Source organism: Pseudarthrobacter sp. MEB009 (genome assembly GCF_030208875.1).
Classification (GTDB): domain Bacteria; phylum Actinomycetota; class Actinomycetes; order Actinomycetales; family Micrococcaceae; genus Arthrobacter.
This window is the reverse complement of the sequence record NZ_JARVTC010000015.1, coordinates 69,831-85,357: the sequence shown is the minus strand read 5'-3', so window position 1 is coordinate 85,357 and position 15,527 is coordinate 69,831. Positions and strand designations below refer to the sequence as shown.

Sequence of the window (15,527 nt, the reverse complement as noted above, 5' to 3'; positions counted from 1 at the left end):
CCTCAGCGGTTGAAGGCTACGCGCGCCAGCAGCTCGCGCAGTGTTTCCTGCTCCGCCGCGTTCAGCTGATCCAGTGCTATGGATGCACCCTGTGCGGTGACCAGACGCGCCTTCCTGTACAACTCGTGCCCGGCGGATGTTCCCGCAATAATCTTGGAACGTCGATCCTTGGGATCGGCGCGGCGCTCGACGAGTCCGCGGCTCTCCAGGTGATCGACCAGAGGCACAATCTGACTGGGTTCCAGGGAGAGGAAGTCAGCCAGTTCCCGTTGCGTGGGAGCGAGACCGCTGCAGGACAGGGACAGCACCGAGTAGGAACGGACCTTCAGCCCCAATGGCTCCAGCAGCTCATTGGCCCTCGCGACGCCCAACGCGCGGGTTCGTGCCGTCAAAAATTCGATTTCACCTGCCAGTTCACACGAGAGGAAACGATCAATCGGGTCGGTGCTCGTACTGCTTTTGCTTACCAAGTCAGTGCCTCGAGAAGTAGATAATAAAATTAATCATTGATTTTTTTAAGAGTTTAAGTTCTTATGTACCAAGCAAGGTTCCCACGATGCTTTGGTGGGAACAACACCACTTTGAAGGAGCGGACATGTCACTGGCAGGAAAAGTAGCGGTAGTCACCGGTAGCGGGCGTGGCCTCGGTCTGAGCTATGCCCAGGAGCTGGCCCGCCTGGGTGCCGCCGTGGTTATCAACGACGTCGACGCCGATGTCGCGGCAAAGGCTGTGGACTCGATCGTTGGCACGGGCGGCAACGCCGTAGCCGTGGTGGCGCCGGTTGGCTCCAGCGAAACCGCCAAGGCACTGGTTGCGGCAGCCACCCGGAACTTCGGCCGACTGGATATCCTTGTCACCAACGCCGGAGTGCTGCGTGACAAGTCCATCCTGAAGATGACCGACGAGGACTTCGATCTCGTCATAGACGTACACCTGCGTGGCACCTTCACGTGCGTTCGCGAAGTGTTCGGCTACTTCAAGGAAAACGGCGTCGCCGGGCGCATTATCACCATCGGTTCGCCCACGGGCCAGCGCGGAAACTTTGGCCAAACCAATTACGCAGCTGCCAAATCCGGCATCGTGGGGATGGTGCGCACTTGGGCGCTGGAGATGAAGCGCACGGGAGTCACCGTTAACGCGGTCATCCCGGTCGCGGCCACCGCCATGACCAAGACTGTCCCCTTCTTCGCCAAGGCCGTGGAGGCCGACGAGCGCGGCGAGGCAATGCCAGATTTCTTCCGCAAGGATCTGGGCTTCGGCACCGCCGACGATGTCGCCGGGCTGATCGCGTTCCTGGCCTCGGAGGAAGCGGGCAAGATCACCGGTCAGGCCATCGGTGCCGGCGGAGACCGCTTGCAGCTGTGGAGCCACCCGGACGCCATTATTTCTGAGTTTCATGACGGCGGCTGGGACTACTACACCCTGCAGGACCAGTTCGATGCACTCTTCGGCGACAAGCTGCAGTCAGTAGGCGAGTCCTTCCCCGAGCTTCCGGCCGAGCTGCAAACCGAAGCGGCAGCAAAGTAGCAAGGAAACGCACGCCATGAGCGTCCGCTACGAATCCGGGATCGACCCCGGGTCGATCACCGCGATTGACATGCATGTCCATGTTGAGGTCGACGACTGCGGTCACAAGGCCATGCCTGAGGACCTCTTCGAGGCATCGGCCGCCTACTTCAAGTCCGAGGAGCGCACTCCCTCAGTGGACAGGATCGCCGAGGTCTACCGTGAGGCGAGGATGGCCGCGGTCCTGTTCACCGTCGATGCACGCACCGCGCTGGGACATGAACCGAACTCGATCGATGACCTGGTTGCCGGGGCGGCGCGCAACAACGACGTGCTGATCCCCTTCGGCTCGGTTGATCCGCGCACCGGTCGGGCCGCCGTCGCCGAGGCCCGCCGTCAAGCCCAACAGCTCGGCGTGCGTGGCTTCAAGTTCCACCCCTCGCTGCAAGGCTTCGACCCCTCCAGCGAAGAGTTCTACCCGCTCTGGATTGCACTCGAGGAACTCGGGCTGCCATGCATTTTCCACACCGGACAGAATGGCATGGGTGCCGGGCTACCCGGAGGACGCGGCATCAAGCTGCGCTACTCCAACCCACTGCTCCTTGACGACGTGGCAGCCGACTTTCCGGGCCTAACGATCATCATGGCGCACCCCTCGATGCCCTGGCAGAACGAGGCCAATTCGATCGCCACGCACAAGGCGAACGTGTACATCGACCTTTCCGGCTGGAGCCCGAAGTACTTCCCGGCCTCGCTGGTGAAGATGAGCAACAACGTACTGGCCACCAAGGTGCTCTTCGGAACCGATTACCCGCTGATCACCCCTGAAAAGTGGCTCGGCGCCTTTGCCGAGCTGCCGCTCAAGGACGAGATACGCCCGCTGATCCTGAAGGATAACGCGGTCCGGGTCCTGGGACTGAACTCTACATGACCGGCTGCGCCGGGAGTGAAGCTGGGCAGGGCCGAGAGCAAAACCAGCCTGCGGATCATGCAGGAGAACCTGCCCGGTAGCTCACCAAGGTCACCGCGTCCCTTGCCACGTTAGGCCAGCCTCACCCAGGCGCAAGACAAAGGCATCTACGTGGACGAGAACTCAGCGATGGCCAAAACATTGACCGCGCGGATGCTGCGGGAGACCGCCGCGCTGGCCCGGGAAGCCTGCGGGGGCAACGAGCTAAACGCGTTGATTCTAGGACACGCCACCGCCGTCGGGGCTTTCCGCTAGACGGAAGCCTCGGCGCTACCAGCGATACCCAAACCACCATTATCTATTGAAGGAGGACCCTTCATGGGCCAGACAGTTCTTTCCTACGAGCAGCTCGCAACCGCCGCTGGCACCGACCTGGGTTACAGCGAGTTCAGGATGGTCACTCAGGACCAGGTCAATACGTTTGCCGATGCGACAGACGACCACCAGTGGATCCATACCGACCCGGAGAAAGCCAAAGAGGGCCCGTTCGGTGGGCCGATCGCCCACGGCTACCTCTCGCTAAGCCTGCAAATCGCATTCTGGTCCGAGCTTTTCGATGTCACCGGTGTGAGCACCCGGGTCAACTACGGCCTGGACAAAGTCCGCTTTCCATCACCGGTGCCGGTCGGCGCACAGATCCGCATGAAGGCACAGATCGCAGAAGTCGAAGAGGTCAAGGGCGGCTACCAGATCGCCGTCGACCAGGTCGTCGAGGTCGACGGCGCCCCGAAGCCCGCCGTCGTCTCGCGCGGCATCTACCGCTTCTACGCCTAAGACCTGTGATGTTGAACCAAGGATTGGGAAGCTGGATCCACAAACGCCGGGTCAAGTCCCGAGGGCACACCGCCATCACCGACGGCTCCTTGACCCTGACATACGAGCAACTGGCCGAGCGCATTGACCGGTTGTCCAACGCCCTGACGGGACACGGCGTCAAACGCGGGGACCGGGTGGCCTATCTGGGCAACAACCACCCCGCGTTCCTTGAAACGCTCTTCGCCTGCGGAGGCATCGGCGCGGTCTTTGTTCCCCTCAACACCCGCTTGGCCCCGCAGGAAGTGGCATTCGCCCTTGAGGATTCCGGAACGAACCTACTCATTAATGCCCGGCAGTGCGACGACCTGGCCCTGGCGGCCAGCACCGTGGCGCGCATAGCGGGTCGACTCGTCGTGGAATCAGGGCCCAACGTCGGGTCCTATGAGAAGGCGATCCGCGCGGCCTCGGCAGAGCACCAGGAGTGTGCCGTTTCGCTAAACGACACGTGCATGATCCTCTACACCTCCGGAACCACAGGGAACCCCAAGGGCGCCATCCTGACCCATGGGAACCTGACATGGAATGCCTTGAACGTGCTGGTCGACTACGACGTCACCAGCACGCAGGTGGCGCTGATGATTGCCCCGATGTTCCACGCCGCTTCCCTGGGCATGGGTGCGCTGCCGACGCTGCTCAAGGGAGGCACCTTGGTCCTGCAGGACAGGTTCGAACCTGCAGCCGTCCTGGCTGCCATTGAACACCACGGCATCACCACGCTTTCCGGGGTGCCCACGACTTACCAAATGCTGAGCGAAGATCCGAACTGGCATTCCACCGATCTTTCCTCGATCCGCATGCTCACCTGCGGCGGATCGGCGGTCCCCATGCGCGTGCTCGACGCCTACGAGGCTCGTGGACTGTCGTTCTCCGGCGGATACGGCATGACCGAAACTTCCCCGGGCGCCACATCGCTTCAACCCCGTTACTCCCGGGAGAAGGCAGGGTCGGCCGGGCTTCCGCACTTTTTCACCGATATCCGAATTGTTAACGCCGAAGGCCGGGACGCAGTTGGAAATGAGGTCGGGGAGATACTCATCCAGGGCCCCAACGTCATCCCCGGATACTGGAACAGGCTCGACGCCACGGCGAGTTCCTTTCAAGACGGAAGCTGGCTCAAGTCCGGCGACATGGGCTACGTCGATGACCAGGGGTTCTTATACATCGCCGACAGGATCAAGGACATGATCATTTCCGGCGGGGAAAACATATACGCCGCCCAGGTCGAGCAGGCCATCATGGAACTGCCTTCAGTGGCCTCCGTAGCGGTCATTGGGGTCCCCGACGAGAAGTGGGGTGAGTCCGTTCACGCCGTTATCGTTCCCTCCGAGGGACGCTCTGTCACCAGGGAAGACATCGTCGCGCACCTGGACGGAAAACTGGCGCGGTACAAGATCCCGCGGACTGTCGATATCGTCCAGGATCTGCCTCGCACGGCCAGCGGAAAAATCCGCAAGACCGAGCTGCGCGAGACTTACCGCAGGAGCACCCTGGCATAGCACAGTACCCAAGTGACTGCCACGGGCAAGCTGCCTGCGATCGCCGCATGTATTTGCAATTTCGGCGCGTCGATGCGCTACCCAAGAGCACGTGCAGCGGATGCCGCATGTCCCGACGCCGCCGTGACCGTCACGCGGATCCCCTCAGACGGGATCCGCGTTTAGCGTGCACCCTGGGTGAGCGCCAGGTTCGCCCCGAAGGATCCTCCTCGATGATCATCGACATGGGATCATCGGAACCGGGCAGCACCGACGCACTCGCGGAAGAAGCTGATACAGGGGCATCGCCTACGTCGACGCCCCAGTCTCAGGTGGTGTGGCGCGTGCCATCACCGGTGAGCTAGCCATCATGGCCGGTGGGACAACAGAGGCGTTCGATGCCGCCTCACCGCATCTGCAACCCATGGGTTCCAACATCGTGCACGTGGGAAAGACAGGGACCGGTCATGCCGCCAAGGCGCTGAACAATCTGCTTTCGGCGGCCAACCTGTCCGCTGCGGCAGAAAACCTCTGCGCCGCCGCGGCAGTAGGCAGCAAGCCCGAAAACATGGTCAAAATCATCAATGGCTCCACCGGACGCAGCCAGGCAACCGAGGTCAAATACCCCCGCCATATCCTCACCCGAAAGTTCGACTCGGGATTCGCCATGGATCTCATGCTCAAGGACCTTCGCATCGCCCGCAGCATCTTCTCCGACCATTCGATCGAAGCCCCCGTTGTCCTTGCGGCCGAAGCAACGGCTCAGACTGCGCGCGGCCACCTGGAAGCAAAGAGCCCGGATCACACCGAACTCGTTAGGCACTACGAACGCGCCAACGGGATGCTTCTGCGGGAAACCGAATCCCCGCTCACAGCGCACCCTGGACCGCAAATCCAAAGAACTGATCTTCATCGTCAGCCTCACCGTGATGCGGGCCGCCAAGGGCCACATCCAAAGCCACATCCGTGTAGCCCTGGACCTGGGACTGACATCGACAGAGATCCTCGAAGCCATCGAAATCTTGCTGCCAGAGGCCGGCATTGTTGCCTTCCAGGCAGGCTTGGAAGCATGGCGTGAAGTCGTTGGCGTGGACGGCATCGAACCCACAGTCCAGGTACACAATGCGGCAGCGGCGCCTCCTAGCGGCCGTTCAGCCATAGCCCAGTGGTTGTCCCTGCCTGTTCCGGCCGGGACAACCAGCCGGCGTTCAACCGTTTCATCCGAGAAAGAAATTACACGTACCCGACACTACTTTTGAGGTGGTGGCAACCTACAAAACTACCCCCGGCTCCGAAAACGATGTATTGGCCCACTTGCGGCGCCTTGCCGAAGCCAGCAGGCAGAAGGACGGGAACTGCAGTTCTTACTTTTTCCATGTTGTTCAGCAAGAATGGAGCCATGCCACGGATCACGCAGCCTCACGACGACGCCTGGTCGCCAGACGTTGAAGACGCTGTGGCTACGTTCGGGAACCGCTCACGGAATGAGATTCTGAGGTTCCTGACGGCTAACGGTCCTGCGTCCAGAGGGGACATTGTCGCAGCGGTCAGCGCCGGTGAGCCCAGGGTCGCTAAACACCTCATAGCCCTTGAACAGGTCGGCGCCATTGAGGTCGATGTGGAGGCCGGACGGCGCCACGGCCGCTCTCCTCGCTACTCAGCCAATCCTGCCCGCATCAAGGAGTTGCTGGACGCCCATCTCCGGTATGTCTTGGAGGAGTAGCCGCGGCACTCTCCCCATTCGGGTGCAAGCCGATGTCTTTGTTCAGGTACTCGGAGATTGCACGAAGCGTCTCCGGCGAGACGTCCCCGAGCGTCCTAGCAGCGAATGACTTCACCCGGGCTGCCCTCAGGGACTTCACAAACTCCAGCTGCGAGTCGATGCGTTCGGGAACGTCGCCTTCGACGCCGTTCAGCAAATAGGAGGGATCAACGTCGAACATCTCGCAGATAGCGGCAAGCAGCTGCGGATCGCTGACCAGGCGGCCTGTTCCATCCTTCATGTAGAACCATCTTGCTCGAGAGATCTTGATTCCTCGAGACCGGAGTCCGGCCTCAATCTCCCTGAAAGTGACGGGCAAACCCCTCTCGGCTACAACGACGTCGAGGAGCAGGTTTAACCGGCGGGCAAGTGTCGCCTGTGGTGACAACTCGCCGTTGCGGCTAGCGTCCTTTGCTGGCATGCTCCACTGCCTCGTTCCAATAGAAATACTGCTGCGTTGCCCTCAGTATTCCGCGAGCGCCGTGACTAAACAATCAACCCCACCTTGAATCTACTCCGCTGCTTGCATGAGGCGTATCCTGTTGCTGTAGACCCGTCTACAGCAACCATCCGCCATATACCTGAGCCGTGGTTTGAATGTCCACATCCATCCTGATGAACAGAACACGGAGCCAGATCCTTCGCTTCCTCATCAGAAGTGGGCCATCAACCCTTGGCGTCTTGGCATCAGGAATTCACGCTTCTCGAAGGACGGTTCGGCGTCATCTCCTCGTCCTTGAGTCGGCTGGCTACATTCAGGCTTTGGCGGACGAGCGTTACTCCGCTCACGCCTCATTCGTCGAGTGTCAGCTCATTGACCTAGCGGCCCAGTACTCACCGCAAGTGCCTCCTACGCCTGCGCGCCCGCTTGTTCAGGACTAGCGCCGGCTAGCGGGAGGCCGTGGAACCACTCCTCGACCGATCGCTCCCACTTTTCGGGGTGGACATTCCACTCAAGAGCGTGGCCCACAGATTCAAACTCCACCAATCTGACTAGGTCCGGCCTGAGACTGGCAGCTTTCTTGGATGCTTCGAAGGGCGTTGTGTCATCCCTCTTTCCGTGGAGTACGAGGATCGGCTTGTCCAGTTCAGTTGCTCGCGCCAACCAGTCCAGGGAATCGAGACATATGGGTTCAGCAAGGCCGGTCACCCACCGGAGGGCTTTGGATCGAAGAATGGTGAAACCCAGCTGCACAAATGGACGAGGAAGTCCCGCCGCCCTGCCGTTCGCTGCCAGGGTCGTTCGCCAGTCGAAAACTGGCGCGTCGAGAACCATCCCAGCTACTCGCGAGGAATTCGGCGACAGGGCCGCTGTTTGAAGGGCGATGGAAGCGCCCAGTGACCACCCAAAAAGGACAATGCGTTCAGCGCCATTGGAAATGGCGTAGTTGATGCCGGCCTCGACGTCGCGCCACTCGGTCTGGCCGAGTCCGTAGCGGCCATCGTACGACGGCGGTGCGTCGCCGTCGTTGCGGAACGAGACTACCAGCGACGTCAGTCCCAGACGCCTTGCGACCGGTATGCCGCGAAGAGTGCCTGCCCGCTTACCGCCCATACCGTGGATATGGACAGCCCACGTTCTAGGAGCTGCGACAGCGGTGGACGGGTCAAATCTCCAGGCCGGGGCGACACCATTGGCGACTGGAATCTCTACGTCTTGGTACGGCAGACCAAGTTGCTCCGGTTTCGAGTAAATGTACCCACTCCAGATACCTGCCGCGGCCTGTTGGATGTCCCCGGAGTCCACTCGTTCAACCACGCGGATTACGGCCCGTCGCTCGGGGTGGGACTCAACGACCGGACCGAGGCATGCGTGGCCTGTCCCCTGCTGAAACCAAAAGCTGTATCGTCCCGCCGCTCTCGTTTGTTTCGAAGCGGGAAGTTCGATTTCCAGCGATCCGTCTCCATTGGTGTGCACGGCCAGAACATCCAGATACTCACGACGGCTGTCTTTAGGCACTACAACTTGACGGGCGAAGTACGCTGCACCGGCGACGCCTGCAAGCAAAGCTACGGCGGAAGCAATAACTCCAACTCCCAAAGCCCTACGACTGGTTGCTGCCGGCATCGTCCGCCCCCTGGGCCCTCTGGCGTTCGTCGATCACTTGGCGGAGCTTCATCAGGGTTTCCGGAGAGATACCCTGCAACTGACGAGCGGCGAAGTTCCGCACACGTGACTCACGCAGGGCACGAAGAAGTTCCAGCTGAGCCTCTACAAGCTTTGGTATCTCGCCGACATCATCCAAGAGGTAGTGACGGTCCACTCCAAAGAACTCTGCCAGGTTACGAAGCAGCACCGGATCTGTTGCCAGGGAGCTATCTCCACTTCTCATGTAGGCCCAGCGGGAGCGGGAAAGTGGCGTTCCACGCTTGATCATGTGCCTGTTGATCTCGGGGTAAGTCAATGCTTCCGATCCCTCAGCCTCATAGAGGTCAAGAAGGAGGTTGAGCTTTCGTGCCAATCTGATCTGAGGGGTTTCGGACGAACCGTCATCATCCGTCATATCGCGCGTTCCCCCTTCCGCCTGCGAACTGAACCTTGACGCACGAAAGCTCCCGCCAGATAGTTCTCAACAGCGTTCAAGACCTTGAGGTCGTGAATGTCCAAGGAGCTGCCTAATCCGGGCTCAATTAGGAGTGCGTCCTGTACTTCAACAAGCATCCTATGGAGTCTTTGGGCCCGGTCCTGTTGCGTGATCATCTCAGTGCCTCGCACGAGCCGAACGTCTTGCCGTTTCTTGGTCGTCTTTTCCCAGATTCTCGTGAGGTCGCTAACGAGCTCCACTTCTGTCGCGGATTGCTTACGGCGGAGAACTCGACGCGCCACAGGCGGGATGGCCAGACCTACGCACAAGAAAACCATGGCAGCAACGAATGCCGCATCATAAATAGTCGAGACAGAACGCATAGCATTCAAGCGGCCCTGCAGGTGCAGAACGTCCATCACCAGGACCAGGATTACCAGGAAAACGGCAAAGGCACAGCCAACTCCGATGAGAGTGAACGATGCGCGGAAGTACGGCCTAAACATGTCTCCGCGGAACCGGAAACATGTAATGCCGGTAACACTTACCACGAAGCCTATGTACAGGAACTGGACGGATGAATAGAAGGCGGCAGGCCACTGATCCCCGTAATCCGCCATGAAACGAGTGGAACTTCCCTGAGTGACGATGGCACTGAAGCTGGCTGCAAGGCCAACGATCACCCCGGCCAAGAGAATCATGCCGCCACCGTCTCGTTTCTCGGCCGTTCCGTCGGGCGTTGCCGCCCGAATGATTGCTCTCGAGAGGAAGTAGATTCCAACGACCATGGCTACATTCGCGGCGAGGTCAACAAAGTTTCGACCGCCCAATAAGGAATCGACGCCTACATAGACCTGATCGATATTCAGCGTCAGCGCGACTGAAATCGTGATGGCGGCCGTCAGCACGCTCTGATCGCGGCGAACCCGGATTCCAGGGAGTAGACAAATGACGAGCAGCCAGATCAAAATTGCGGCCGCAACCTGGATCATTCAAAAACCCTCTCGAACGATCTGGGTTCCCTGGCGCTGTTCCTGATTGCTGCTGCGAAGAGATCCGCGAGCGATTCCGCAGCGGCCTCCAAGTCATCAGCGAAGCTGCTCCTGGCAAGGACGCGTGAGACGAGACCCGCGGAAAGGTTCGGGAACAGAACTTTCATGTAGTCGGCAGGCACGACCAACTCGTCGTGCCTCAAGACCATGTGCCCGAGTTCGTGCAGGACAAACTGTTGCCGGTGCAGCCCAGATGGACTGACGGCGTGCAAGATTATGTCGACGTCGTCCGTGGACAGCCACAGACCACAGACCGATCCACCATTCAGTACTCCGGCAGCTTCGATCTGTATGGGCCGACGCCTGACACCTTCGACCACTTCGACGAGTCGTTCCAGGTTCAGATGGTTCGGGAGCGCCAAAGAGTCAAAGGCGTTAGCGGCGCGTTCCGCGGGTGATTGTCCCGAGGGCTTTGAGTCGTTGTTCATCAGCATCCCCAGTGATGCGTTCCCGTTGGTTCGTTGGTAGTCCAGCACGGAGTCTCCGGAGTTGGGCTTTGGCGAACCCTCACTTCCATTGAACGCCTTCGCTCTGGACATGTCCAGAGTTGGGAGGTAGGGCTGGCGGGCGAGCCATCACCGTCCCTAAGTCATGTTCTTCCCCACAGGAATGCGCATGAAACGCCAACGGACATCAGCACGATTGGACTTTGACATGGACCTTGAATTTTTTGAACCCTCCGAAGCTGCAGCGCTCATGCGTTGCACGGAAGGATGGCTGCGGGACGGGGCTGCTGCTGGCCGATTTCCGCACGCATGCTGGGGTAAAGGAAAGATCGTTTTCACGTCTGATCACATAGCGGAAATAGCCAGATTAAATGAAGTTTCGGCCCCTGCGGACCGGTCTTCCTCGAATCCAAAAACAGGCCCTGGTAATGGCCGGCTCATAGGAACGCGGGCACAAAAGAGGGCGGCGTAGCGTCAAGCGGGTTGCGTACCCTACTCGGTGACTAACTCCAACTGGCTCTGCAAGACCGACTTGAGTGCCTTATATCGCTCTTCCAGTGCTGTCATGGCGTCCCTAATCACTTCGATCCTGCGACCTTTCCAGTTCGTCGCATCCTCTACGTAGAGCCGATTGAACCGAGGGATCAGAGAGTAGGCGAGAAACAAGCTTGTTTCCAGCATCACGTCGGCCCTATTTAGTTGATCAGGAAAGTGGAGTCCGTTCTTTCGGATCTCGAACCCTCCATCGACGTGCAATTTGACTTCATACGAGTGGTTATCGTCTCCAACGTAGTGAACGAAACTGATGTCTATTGGTCCAAGCGTGTCTACTTCAGCGACTGCGGTCAGGAAGTTCGACCGTTCAAAATCGACCCCGCAGCGGAGGTCGGCTGTGCGGCTTGCGCCGTCTCGGCTGCTGACGCCCGAAATCATGTCAAGGACGAGATCCTCCGCCAGCTGTGGTTGATCCCGGTGTTGCACAGCGAGCCAGAGGAAAATCTCCTCGTCGGAAAGTCGCAGATGAGACTCCCCCTTTTCGATCCTAATCGTCGGATCCGCGCTCTGGAGGATCCTGTTCAAGGACGCAATTGCACCGAAGCGTTGGTTCAAGTAGGAACGTGTCCGGGTTGAAAACAACAGCCCTATTCGACCAGTGGAGGGCTCAGTGACTATTACGTCGACGGCGTTTAGTTTTCGCGTTAGGAGTGGGTCCACTTCATTCTGATCCTTGAAACCCGAAGGTGAAGGGTCCCAGAAGTAGAAGCGTGCCTTCAGCATCTCAGGAAGCACATCAGTTGCAGGCTCGATGACAGGTTTTGAACGCGGCGGTGCGACACCCACCTGCCTTAGATTCGATTCGTAGTTGTCCGTGCTCGCCCAACCGCCCTTGAAGCCATCTAGGCTCGGCTGCATTCCTGACATTGCGTCGCGTATCTCGGCTAGCGTCATGGCTGACCGGGAATGCATCGGCAGCACTCTGACGGAATCTTGGCTCATCGTGGGCATCTTAGCGTCCTACTACTCGGAAAAAACTGGCATTTTTTGAACGCCAGATAAGTGCGTTCAGGTAGAGCTTCATAAAGGGATTCTTGTGGTGGAAGACGTAGTCGATATTGAATTCGTCACCTACCGGGGTGGACTCGTCCCTCCATCTGACCTCTGCCCAGTGCCAAGGTCCTGGTCTCCTGGGAGCCTTCCCAAGATCTATAGTAAATCCATTTGATCGGTCATCGGGCACGACTGACGGGACACCTGCTGTCTTCGACGACGCTTCACAGGTCGGCACAACCGAGGCCTGATCGATCCGAATCTGGAGTTGCGCACCGCAGAGCGCGTTTAACCTCAGAATCTGGTATCCCAACCAACCCGCCGAGGGCGCTGAAACTTTCAGAGAATAGACCTGTGATTCGGCATTGCCTGGCCGAATTCTTGCCACTACCTCGGAGATTGGGGCGTCTTCGCCTTTGACGCTCCAAACAACCTTGATTCGCGGCCAACCCAGAAAAATCTGGAGCAGAAGCTCAAGCGTGATCGCGGAGATAATTGCCGCGAATAAGAACTGAACCGGCTCTCCAAACATCGGAAAAGTCTGCTCAGCCCATGGTTCAAGCGACAGCGTGGTCCAGGCGGCCATAGCCACCTTCATGGCGTTTCCAAGAACGCCGAATATTCTGTTCGTCAAGAGAGGCGGAGCTCCCGCCACGCTGACCTCAACAGCCTCTCGGCTTCCTGAACGATAGACGTCTCAACGTAGCCGCGACGTCGTATGCTGACCCGCATCCCCGTCGAGGACTCAATGAGGTTGACTCCAACTACATAGAGACCGGCGTATTCGTCATGCAGAGATGCTTCTAGCTCGTCCCCGCCGTGGGTTGCGAGCAATTCGACTAAGTCATCGGAGATTTCGGCTTGCTCATTTGCATCCAAGGGGACGAGATAGGCATCGGCCAGCATGAATGAGGACACGACAAACCCGTGAAGCGAGGCGTAGTTGGCAAAGCGTAAAAGGTCCTGGCTTCCGAGATGCAGCTCGCTTCCTGCAGGCGTTCTGCCGGGAAAAGTCGAGCCAACCCTTCCAATGCACAGGTCAGTACCGCCGTCCGCGGACGGGCTTAGCACCACCTTGCTCATCATTGCTCCATTGTGTCGGATACCTCCGACTTTGTCGCATCCGTATGACATCCTGCGAGCGTTTTCTTCCATGCATGTTTGAAGTTGCCTCCCGCGGTGAGCAGGACGATTACCGAGCCATGTGTACGCAATGTAACCGCCCGGCGCATACCAACGGGCGTCCAGCTAGGCTTCGGAGTTTCACAGCAAGGGCTTTCAGCTAGCAAACAACACTAGGCGAGCGGCTATCGTCTTTCACCGCATGAACGCAGACACCGACCTCTCCGTCGCATCCGCCCCAGCTTGCAAGGCCTCCGGCATGAGGTGCCCATAGACACCCTCTGTGGTCCGAGTTGACGCATGGCCCAACCGACGCGAGATCGTGAAGATGGGGACACCGTCCTGAATCAACCACGAAGCGTGTGTATGCCGAAGATCGTGAATGCGTGGATTTTTGCGCAAGCCGCGTTCTTGGGCAGCTCTCACTGCAGGCATCCAGTAGTGGTGCCAGAACAACTTGTGCACAATCCGTTCCCCTTTTGGAGTGGTGAAAAGCAAGTCGGTGCTCGGGCGACCAGCCACCAAAGGAATCAAGAGGTCCACGAGAGCAGGGTTCAACCCGATGGTCCTCTTGCCGGCGCCCGTCTTCGTTGGCCCGATGTAGAACTGGTTCTTCCCATCACGCTTCCAAGCCTTGTTGATCCGAGCAGTGGCCGGCTTGCCCAGCAGATCGATGTCCGCAACGGTCAGAGCCGTCGCCTCGCCGAATCGCGTCCCTGTCATAACCAGGAAGTTCGTGAAGTCCCTGTACCGCTCCCCCATGCCATCCATGATCAGTCCGAACTCCGCGTGGGTGAGGAACATCATCTCGTCCTCAGCCTTCTCGACGCTCGGCAGCTGGACGCCACGGCAAGGATTGCGCGTGATGTACCCGAGCATCTCCGCGGTATTCATCGACGCCGAGATCAGGCCGTGCACATTCTTGATCGTCTTGGGCGATCGCCCCTTGGCCATCATCGACTTCACCCAGTAGGCGATCAGTCGATAGTCCAGCTTGTCCACGGGAACATGGCCGATGACCTTCTTCACATGGAGATCGAGCATCGTCTGATACGTCTTCACCGTGCCGCTCGACGGCCGGATCAAGAGGTCAATATGTTCCTGAATAACCTCGGCGACAGTCGGCACGCGCTTCTGGTTTGTGAGGATCGCGTGCTGGGCGATTTCGAAGTTCTGCCCATTGGCGTCGAGCAGTCGCTTGAGCGTTTCTGCCTCGGATTCAGTGGCGACAGTAAGACCCTGGGCTTTGCCAGTCTTAGGGTCACGCCAGCGGACCATAAAGGACTGAGAACCGTCCTTTTTGGGTCGTCTAGAGATGCTGGCCATGCATAAAACGCTACGCCGCTGTACACAGTTTTAGGGGTTTTGTACACAGTCAGGGGCCATATAGGCCCCTGACCTGCGACATTACTGTGCCCGAGGTGGGACTCGAACCCACACACCTTTCGATACCGCATTTTGAGTGCGGCGCGTCTGCCAATTCCGCCACTCGGGCGCGGAATACACGGAGGGGAACGGAAACCCCACGAAGGAACTGTGAGCAACGCGATCACTCCATGTACGCGGAATTACTCTACATGCAGATAGGCTGAATCCCAGAATCGCGCCGCTGACGCCGCAATTGACCATGCAGGCCATGTACAGCAGCGGTGGCACCTAAGATAGTGATGTCCCGCCGTACCTTTCCAAGGAGATCCCGTGACTGAACAGACGGAGTCAAAATCCACGTCCCAGCCGGCGCGCCGCGTCATTGTGGCTGAAGACGAAACCCTTATCCGCCTCGACATCATCGAGATTCTGCGCGGCGAAGGTTATGACGTTGTGGGCGAGGCGGACAACGGCGAAAAGGCGGTCCAGCTCGCCGAGGAACTCAAGCCTGACCTGGTCCTGATGGACGTGAAGATGCCCGTCATGGACGGCATCTCCGCGGCAGAGAAGATCGTCAAGGCCCGCATCGCCCCCGTGGTGCTGCTGACGGCGTTCAGCCAGAAGGAACTGGTGGAGCGGGCCCGCGACGCCGGCGCCATGGCCTACGTGGTGAAGCCCTTCACCCCGGCGGACCTCATCCCCGCCCTGGAGATCGCCCTGTCCCGCCACGAGGAGATCAAGGCCCTCGAAAGCGAGGTCTCCGACCTTCAGGAGCAGTTCGCCACCCGCAAGCTGGTTGAGCGCGCCAAGAGCCTGCTGACCACCAAGATGGGCCTCACGGAACCGGAAGCATTCCGCTGGATCCAGAAGACCTCCATGGACCGCCGCCTGAGCATGCGCGAAGTGGCCGAGACCATCATCAACCAGGTCAACTAA

General features: G+C 59.1%; 18 protein-coding genes, 1 tRNA gene and 1 pseudogene. 9 read left to right on the top strand and 11 right to left on the bottom strand.

The features are described 5' to 3' along the window. Positions 1-2: 2 nt before the first annotated feature. Positions 3-470: a MarR family winged helix-turn-helix transcriptional regulator gene (locus tag QRN07_RS15815; protein ID WP_285241520.1), complete on the bottom strand. Its 468-nt coding sequence runs from the start codon at positions 468-470 to the stop codon at positions 3-5. Between the two features lie 125 nt (positions 471-595). Between QRN07_RS15815 and QRN07_RS15810 the strand changes: the two genes are divergently transcribed. The 7 genes and pseudogenes from QRN07_RS15810 to QRN07_RS15780 all read left to right on the top strand — a co-directional run bounded on the left by QRN07_RS15810 (position 596) and on the right by QRN07_RS15780 (position 6,027). Beyond that, positions 596-1,528, top strand: a complete 933-nt coding sequence (locus tag QRN07_RS15810) for an SDR family NAD(P)-dependent oxidoreductase (RefSeq protein ID WP_285241519.1) — start codon at positions 596-598, stop codon at positions 1,526-1,528. A 16-nt stretch (positions 1,529-1,544) separates the two neighbouring features. Further along, positions 1,545-2,438 carry an amidohydrolase family protein gene (locus QRN07_RS15805; RefSeq protein ID WP_285241518.1) on the top strand — a complete coding sequence of 298 codons (894 nt, stop codon included), beginning with the start codon at positions 1,545-1,547 and terminating at the stop codon, positions 2,436-2,438. Positions 2,439-2,588: 150 nt separating this feature from the next. Beyond that, complete coding sequence (locus QRN07_RS15800) at positions 2,589-2,732, top strand: hypothetical protein (protein WP_285241517.1); 144 nt, start codon at positions 2,589-2,591, stop codon at positions 2,730-2,732. A gap of 63 nt (positions 2,733-2,795) precedes the next feature. Beyond that, positions 2,796-3,251: a MaoC family dehydratase gene (locus QRN07_RS15795; RefSeq protein WP_285241516.1), complete on the top strand. Its 456-nt coding sequence runs from the start codon at positions 2,796-2,798 to the stop codon at positions 3,249-3,251. Between the two features lie 8 nt (positions 3,252-3,259). Next, positions 3,260-4,789 carry an acyl-CoA synthetase gene (locus QRN07_RS15790; protein WP_285241515.1) on the top strand — a complete coding sequence of 510 codons (1,530 nt, stop codon included), beginning with the start codon at positions 3,260-3,262 and terminating at the stop codon, positions 4,787-4,789. A 316-nt stretch (positions 4,790-5,105) separates the two neighbouring features. Next, positions 5,106-5,534 (top strand): annotated as a pseudogene (locus QRN07_RS19800) (NAD-binding protein); the annotation flags it as partial. A 163-nt stretch (positions 5,535-5,697) separates the two neighbouring features. Next, complete coding sequence (locus tag QRN07_RS15780; RefSeq protein WP_285241513.1) at positions 5,698-6,027, top strand: carboxymuconolactone decarboxylase family protein; 330 nt, start codon at positions 5,698-5,700, stop codon at positions 6,025-6,027. Between the two features lie 417 nt (positions 6,028-6,444). Here the strand turns inward: QRN07_RS15780 and QRN07_RS15775 are convergent, their stop codons facing one another. Further along, positions 6,445-6,951, bottom strand: a complete 507-nt coding sequence (locus tag QRN07_RS15775) for a hypothetical protein (protein ID WP_285241512.1) — start codon at positions 6,949-6,951, stop codon at positions 6,445-6,447. Positions 6,952-7,127: 176 nt separating this feature from the next. Here QRN07_RS15775 and QRN07_RS19795 point away from each other — a divergent pair, with 176 nt between their 5' ends. Further along, complete coding sequence (locus tag QRN07_RS19795) at positions 7,128-7,412, top strand: winged helix-turn-helix domain-containing protein (protein WP_350224296.1); 285 nt, start codon at positions 7,128-7,130, stop codon at positions 7,410-7,412. On the opposite strand, the gene QRN07_RS15770 is transcribed toward QRN07_RS19795, so the two are convergent. The 9 genes from QRN07_RS15770 to QRN07_RS15730 form a co-directional block, all read right to left on the bottom strand. Continuing rightward, positions 7,381-8,598 (bottom strand): alpha/beta hydrolase, encoded by a 1,218-nt coding sequence (locus QRN07_RS15770; RefSeq protein ID WP_285241511.1) that lies wholly within the window; start codon positions 8,596-8,598, stop codon positions 7,381-7,383. The genes QRN07_RS19795 and QRN07_RS15770 overlap by 32 nt on opposite strands. After that, complete coding sequence (locus QRN07_RS15765) at positions 8,576-9,034, bottom strand: hypothetical protein (protein ID WP_285241510.1); 459 nt, start codon at positions 9,032-9,034, stop codon at positions 8,576-8,578. Before QRN07_RS15765 ends, QRN07_RS15770 begins: the two co-directional genes overlap by 23 nt. Beyond that, the gene (locus QRN07_RS15760) at positions 9,031-10,047 is read right to left on the bottom strand and encodes a hypothetical protein (RefSeq protein WP_285241509.1); all 1,017 of its coding nucleotides are present in this window, start codon (positions 10,045-10,047) and stop codon (positions 9,031-9,033) included. The genes QRN07_RS15765 and QRN07_RS15760 overlap by 4 nt, the downstream gene beginning before the upstream one ends. Beyond that, positions 10,044-10,646 (bottom strand): hypothetical protein, encoded by a 603-nt coding sequence (locus QRN07_RS15755; protein ID WP_285241508.1) that lies wholly within the window; start codon positions 10,644-10,646, stop codon positions 10,044-10,046. Before QRN07_RS15755 ends, QRN07_RS15760 begins: the two co-directional genes overlap by 4 nt. 399 nt (positions 10,647-11,045) lie before the next feature. Next, positions 11,046-12,059 (bottom strand): hypothetical protein, encoded by a 1,014-nt coding sequence (locus tag QRN07_RS15750; RefSeq protein WP_285241507.1) that lies wholly within the window; start codon positions 12,057-12,059, stop codon positions 11,046-11,048. Position 12,060: 1 nt separating this feature from the next. Further along, the gene (locus tag QRN07_RS15745) at positions 12,061-12,699 is read right to left on the bottom strand and encodes a hypothetical protein (RefSeq protein WP_285241506.1); all 639 of its coding nucleotides are present in this window, start codon (positions 12,697-12,699) and stop codon (positions 12,061-12,063) included. 32 nt (positions 12,700-12,731) lie between these two features. Then, on the bottom strand, positions 12,732-13,187 hold the full coding sequence (locus tag QRN07_RS15740; protein WP_285241505.1) for a hypothetical protein: 456 nt from the start codon (positions 13,185-13,187) through the stop codon (positions 12,732-12,734). Positions 13,188-13,418: 231 nt separating this feature from the next. Then, on the bottom strand, positions 13,419-14,549 hold the full coding sequence (locus QRN07_RS15735; protein ID WP_285241504.1) for a tyrosine-type recombinase/integrase: 1,131 nt from the start codon (positions 14,547-14,549) through the stop codon (positions 13,419-13,421). An 87-nt stretch (positions 14,550-14,636) separates the two neighbouring features. Continuing rightward, positions 14,637-14,718, bottom strand: a tRNA-Leu gene (locus QRN07_RS15730). A gap of 203 nt (positions 14,719-14,921) precedes the next feature. Between QRN07_RS15730 and QRN07_RS15725 the strand changes: the two genes are divergently transcribed. Further along, positions 14,922-15,527 carry an ANTAR domain-containing response regulator gene (locus QRN07_RS15725; RefSeq protein ID WP_050684085.1) on the top strand — a complete coding sequence of 202 codons (606 nt, stop codon included), beginning with the start codon at positions 14,922-14,924 and terminating at the stop codon, positions 15,525-15,527.

Excerpts from the sequence above, each read along its gene's own strand:
- QRN07_RS15810 (WP_285241519.1), top strand. The coding sequence starts at position 596 with ATGTCACTGGCAGGAAAAGTAGCGGTAGTCACCGGTAGCGGGCGTGGC.
- QRN07_RS15805 (WP_285241518.1), top strand. The coding sequence starts at position 1,545 with ATGAGCGTCCGCTACGAATCCGGGATCGACCCCGGGTCGATCACCGCG.
- QRN07_RS15795 (WP_285241516.1), top strand. The coding sequence starts at position 2,796 with ATGGGCCAGACAGTTCTTTCCTACGAGCAGCTCGCAACCGCCGCTGGC.
- QRN07_RS15790 (WP_285241515.1), top strand. The coding sequence starts at position 3,260 with ATGTTGAACCAAGGATTGGGAAGCTGGATCCACAAACGCCGGGTCAAG.
- QRN07_RS15780 (WP_285241513.1), top strand. The coding sequence starts at position 5,698 with ATGCGGGCCGCCAAGGGCCACATCCAAAGCCACATCCGTGTAGCCCTG.
- QRN07_RS15775 (WP_285241512.1), bottom strand. The coding sequence starts at position 6,951 with ATGCCAGCAAAGGACGCTAGCCGCAACGGCGAGTTGTCACCACAGGCG.
- QRN07_RS19795 (WP_350224296.1), top strand. The coding sequence starts at position 7,128 with ATGTCCACATCCATCCTGATGAACAGAACACGGAGCCAGATCCTTCGC.
- QRN07_RS15770 (WP_285241511.1), bottom strand. The coding sequence starts at position 8,598 with ATGCCGGCAGCAACCAGTCGTAGGGCTTTGGGAGTTGGAGTTATTGCT.
- QRN07_RS15765 (WP_285241510.1), bottom strand. The coding sequence starts at position 9,034 with ATGACGGATGATGACGGTTCGTCCGAAACCCCTCAGATCAGATTGGCA.
- QRN07_RS15760 (WP_285241509.1), bottom strand. The coding sequence starts at position 10,047 with ATGATCCAGGTTGCGGCCGCAATTTTGATCTGGCTGCTCGTCATTTGT.
- QRN07_RS15755 (WP_285241508.1), bottom strand. The coding sequence starts at position 10,646 with ATGTCCAGAGCGAAGGCGTTCAATGGAAGTGAGGGTTCGCCAAAGCCC.
- QRN07_RS15750 (WP_285241507.1), bottom strand. The coding sequence starts at position 12,059 with ATGCCCACGATGAGCCAAGATTCCGTCAGAGTGCTGCCGATGCATTCC.
- QRN07_RS15745 (WP_285241506.1), bottom strand. The coding sequence starts at position 12,699 with ATGAAGGTGGCTATGGCCGCCTGGACCACGCTGTCGCTTGAACCATGG.
- QRN07_RS15740 (WP_285241505.1), bottom strand. The coding sequence starts at position 13,187 with ATGATGAGCAAGGTGGTGCTAAGCCCGTCCGCGGACGGCGGTACTGAC.
- QRN07_RS15735 (WP_285241504.1), bottom strand. The coding sequence starts at position 14,549 with ATGGCCAGCATCTCTAGACGACCCAAAAAGGACGGTTCTCAGTCCTTT.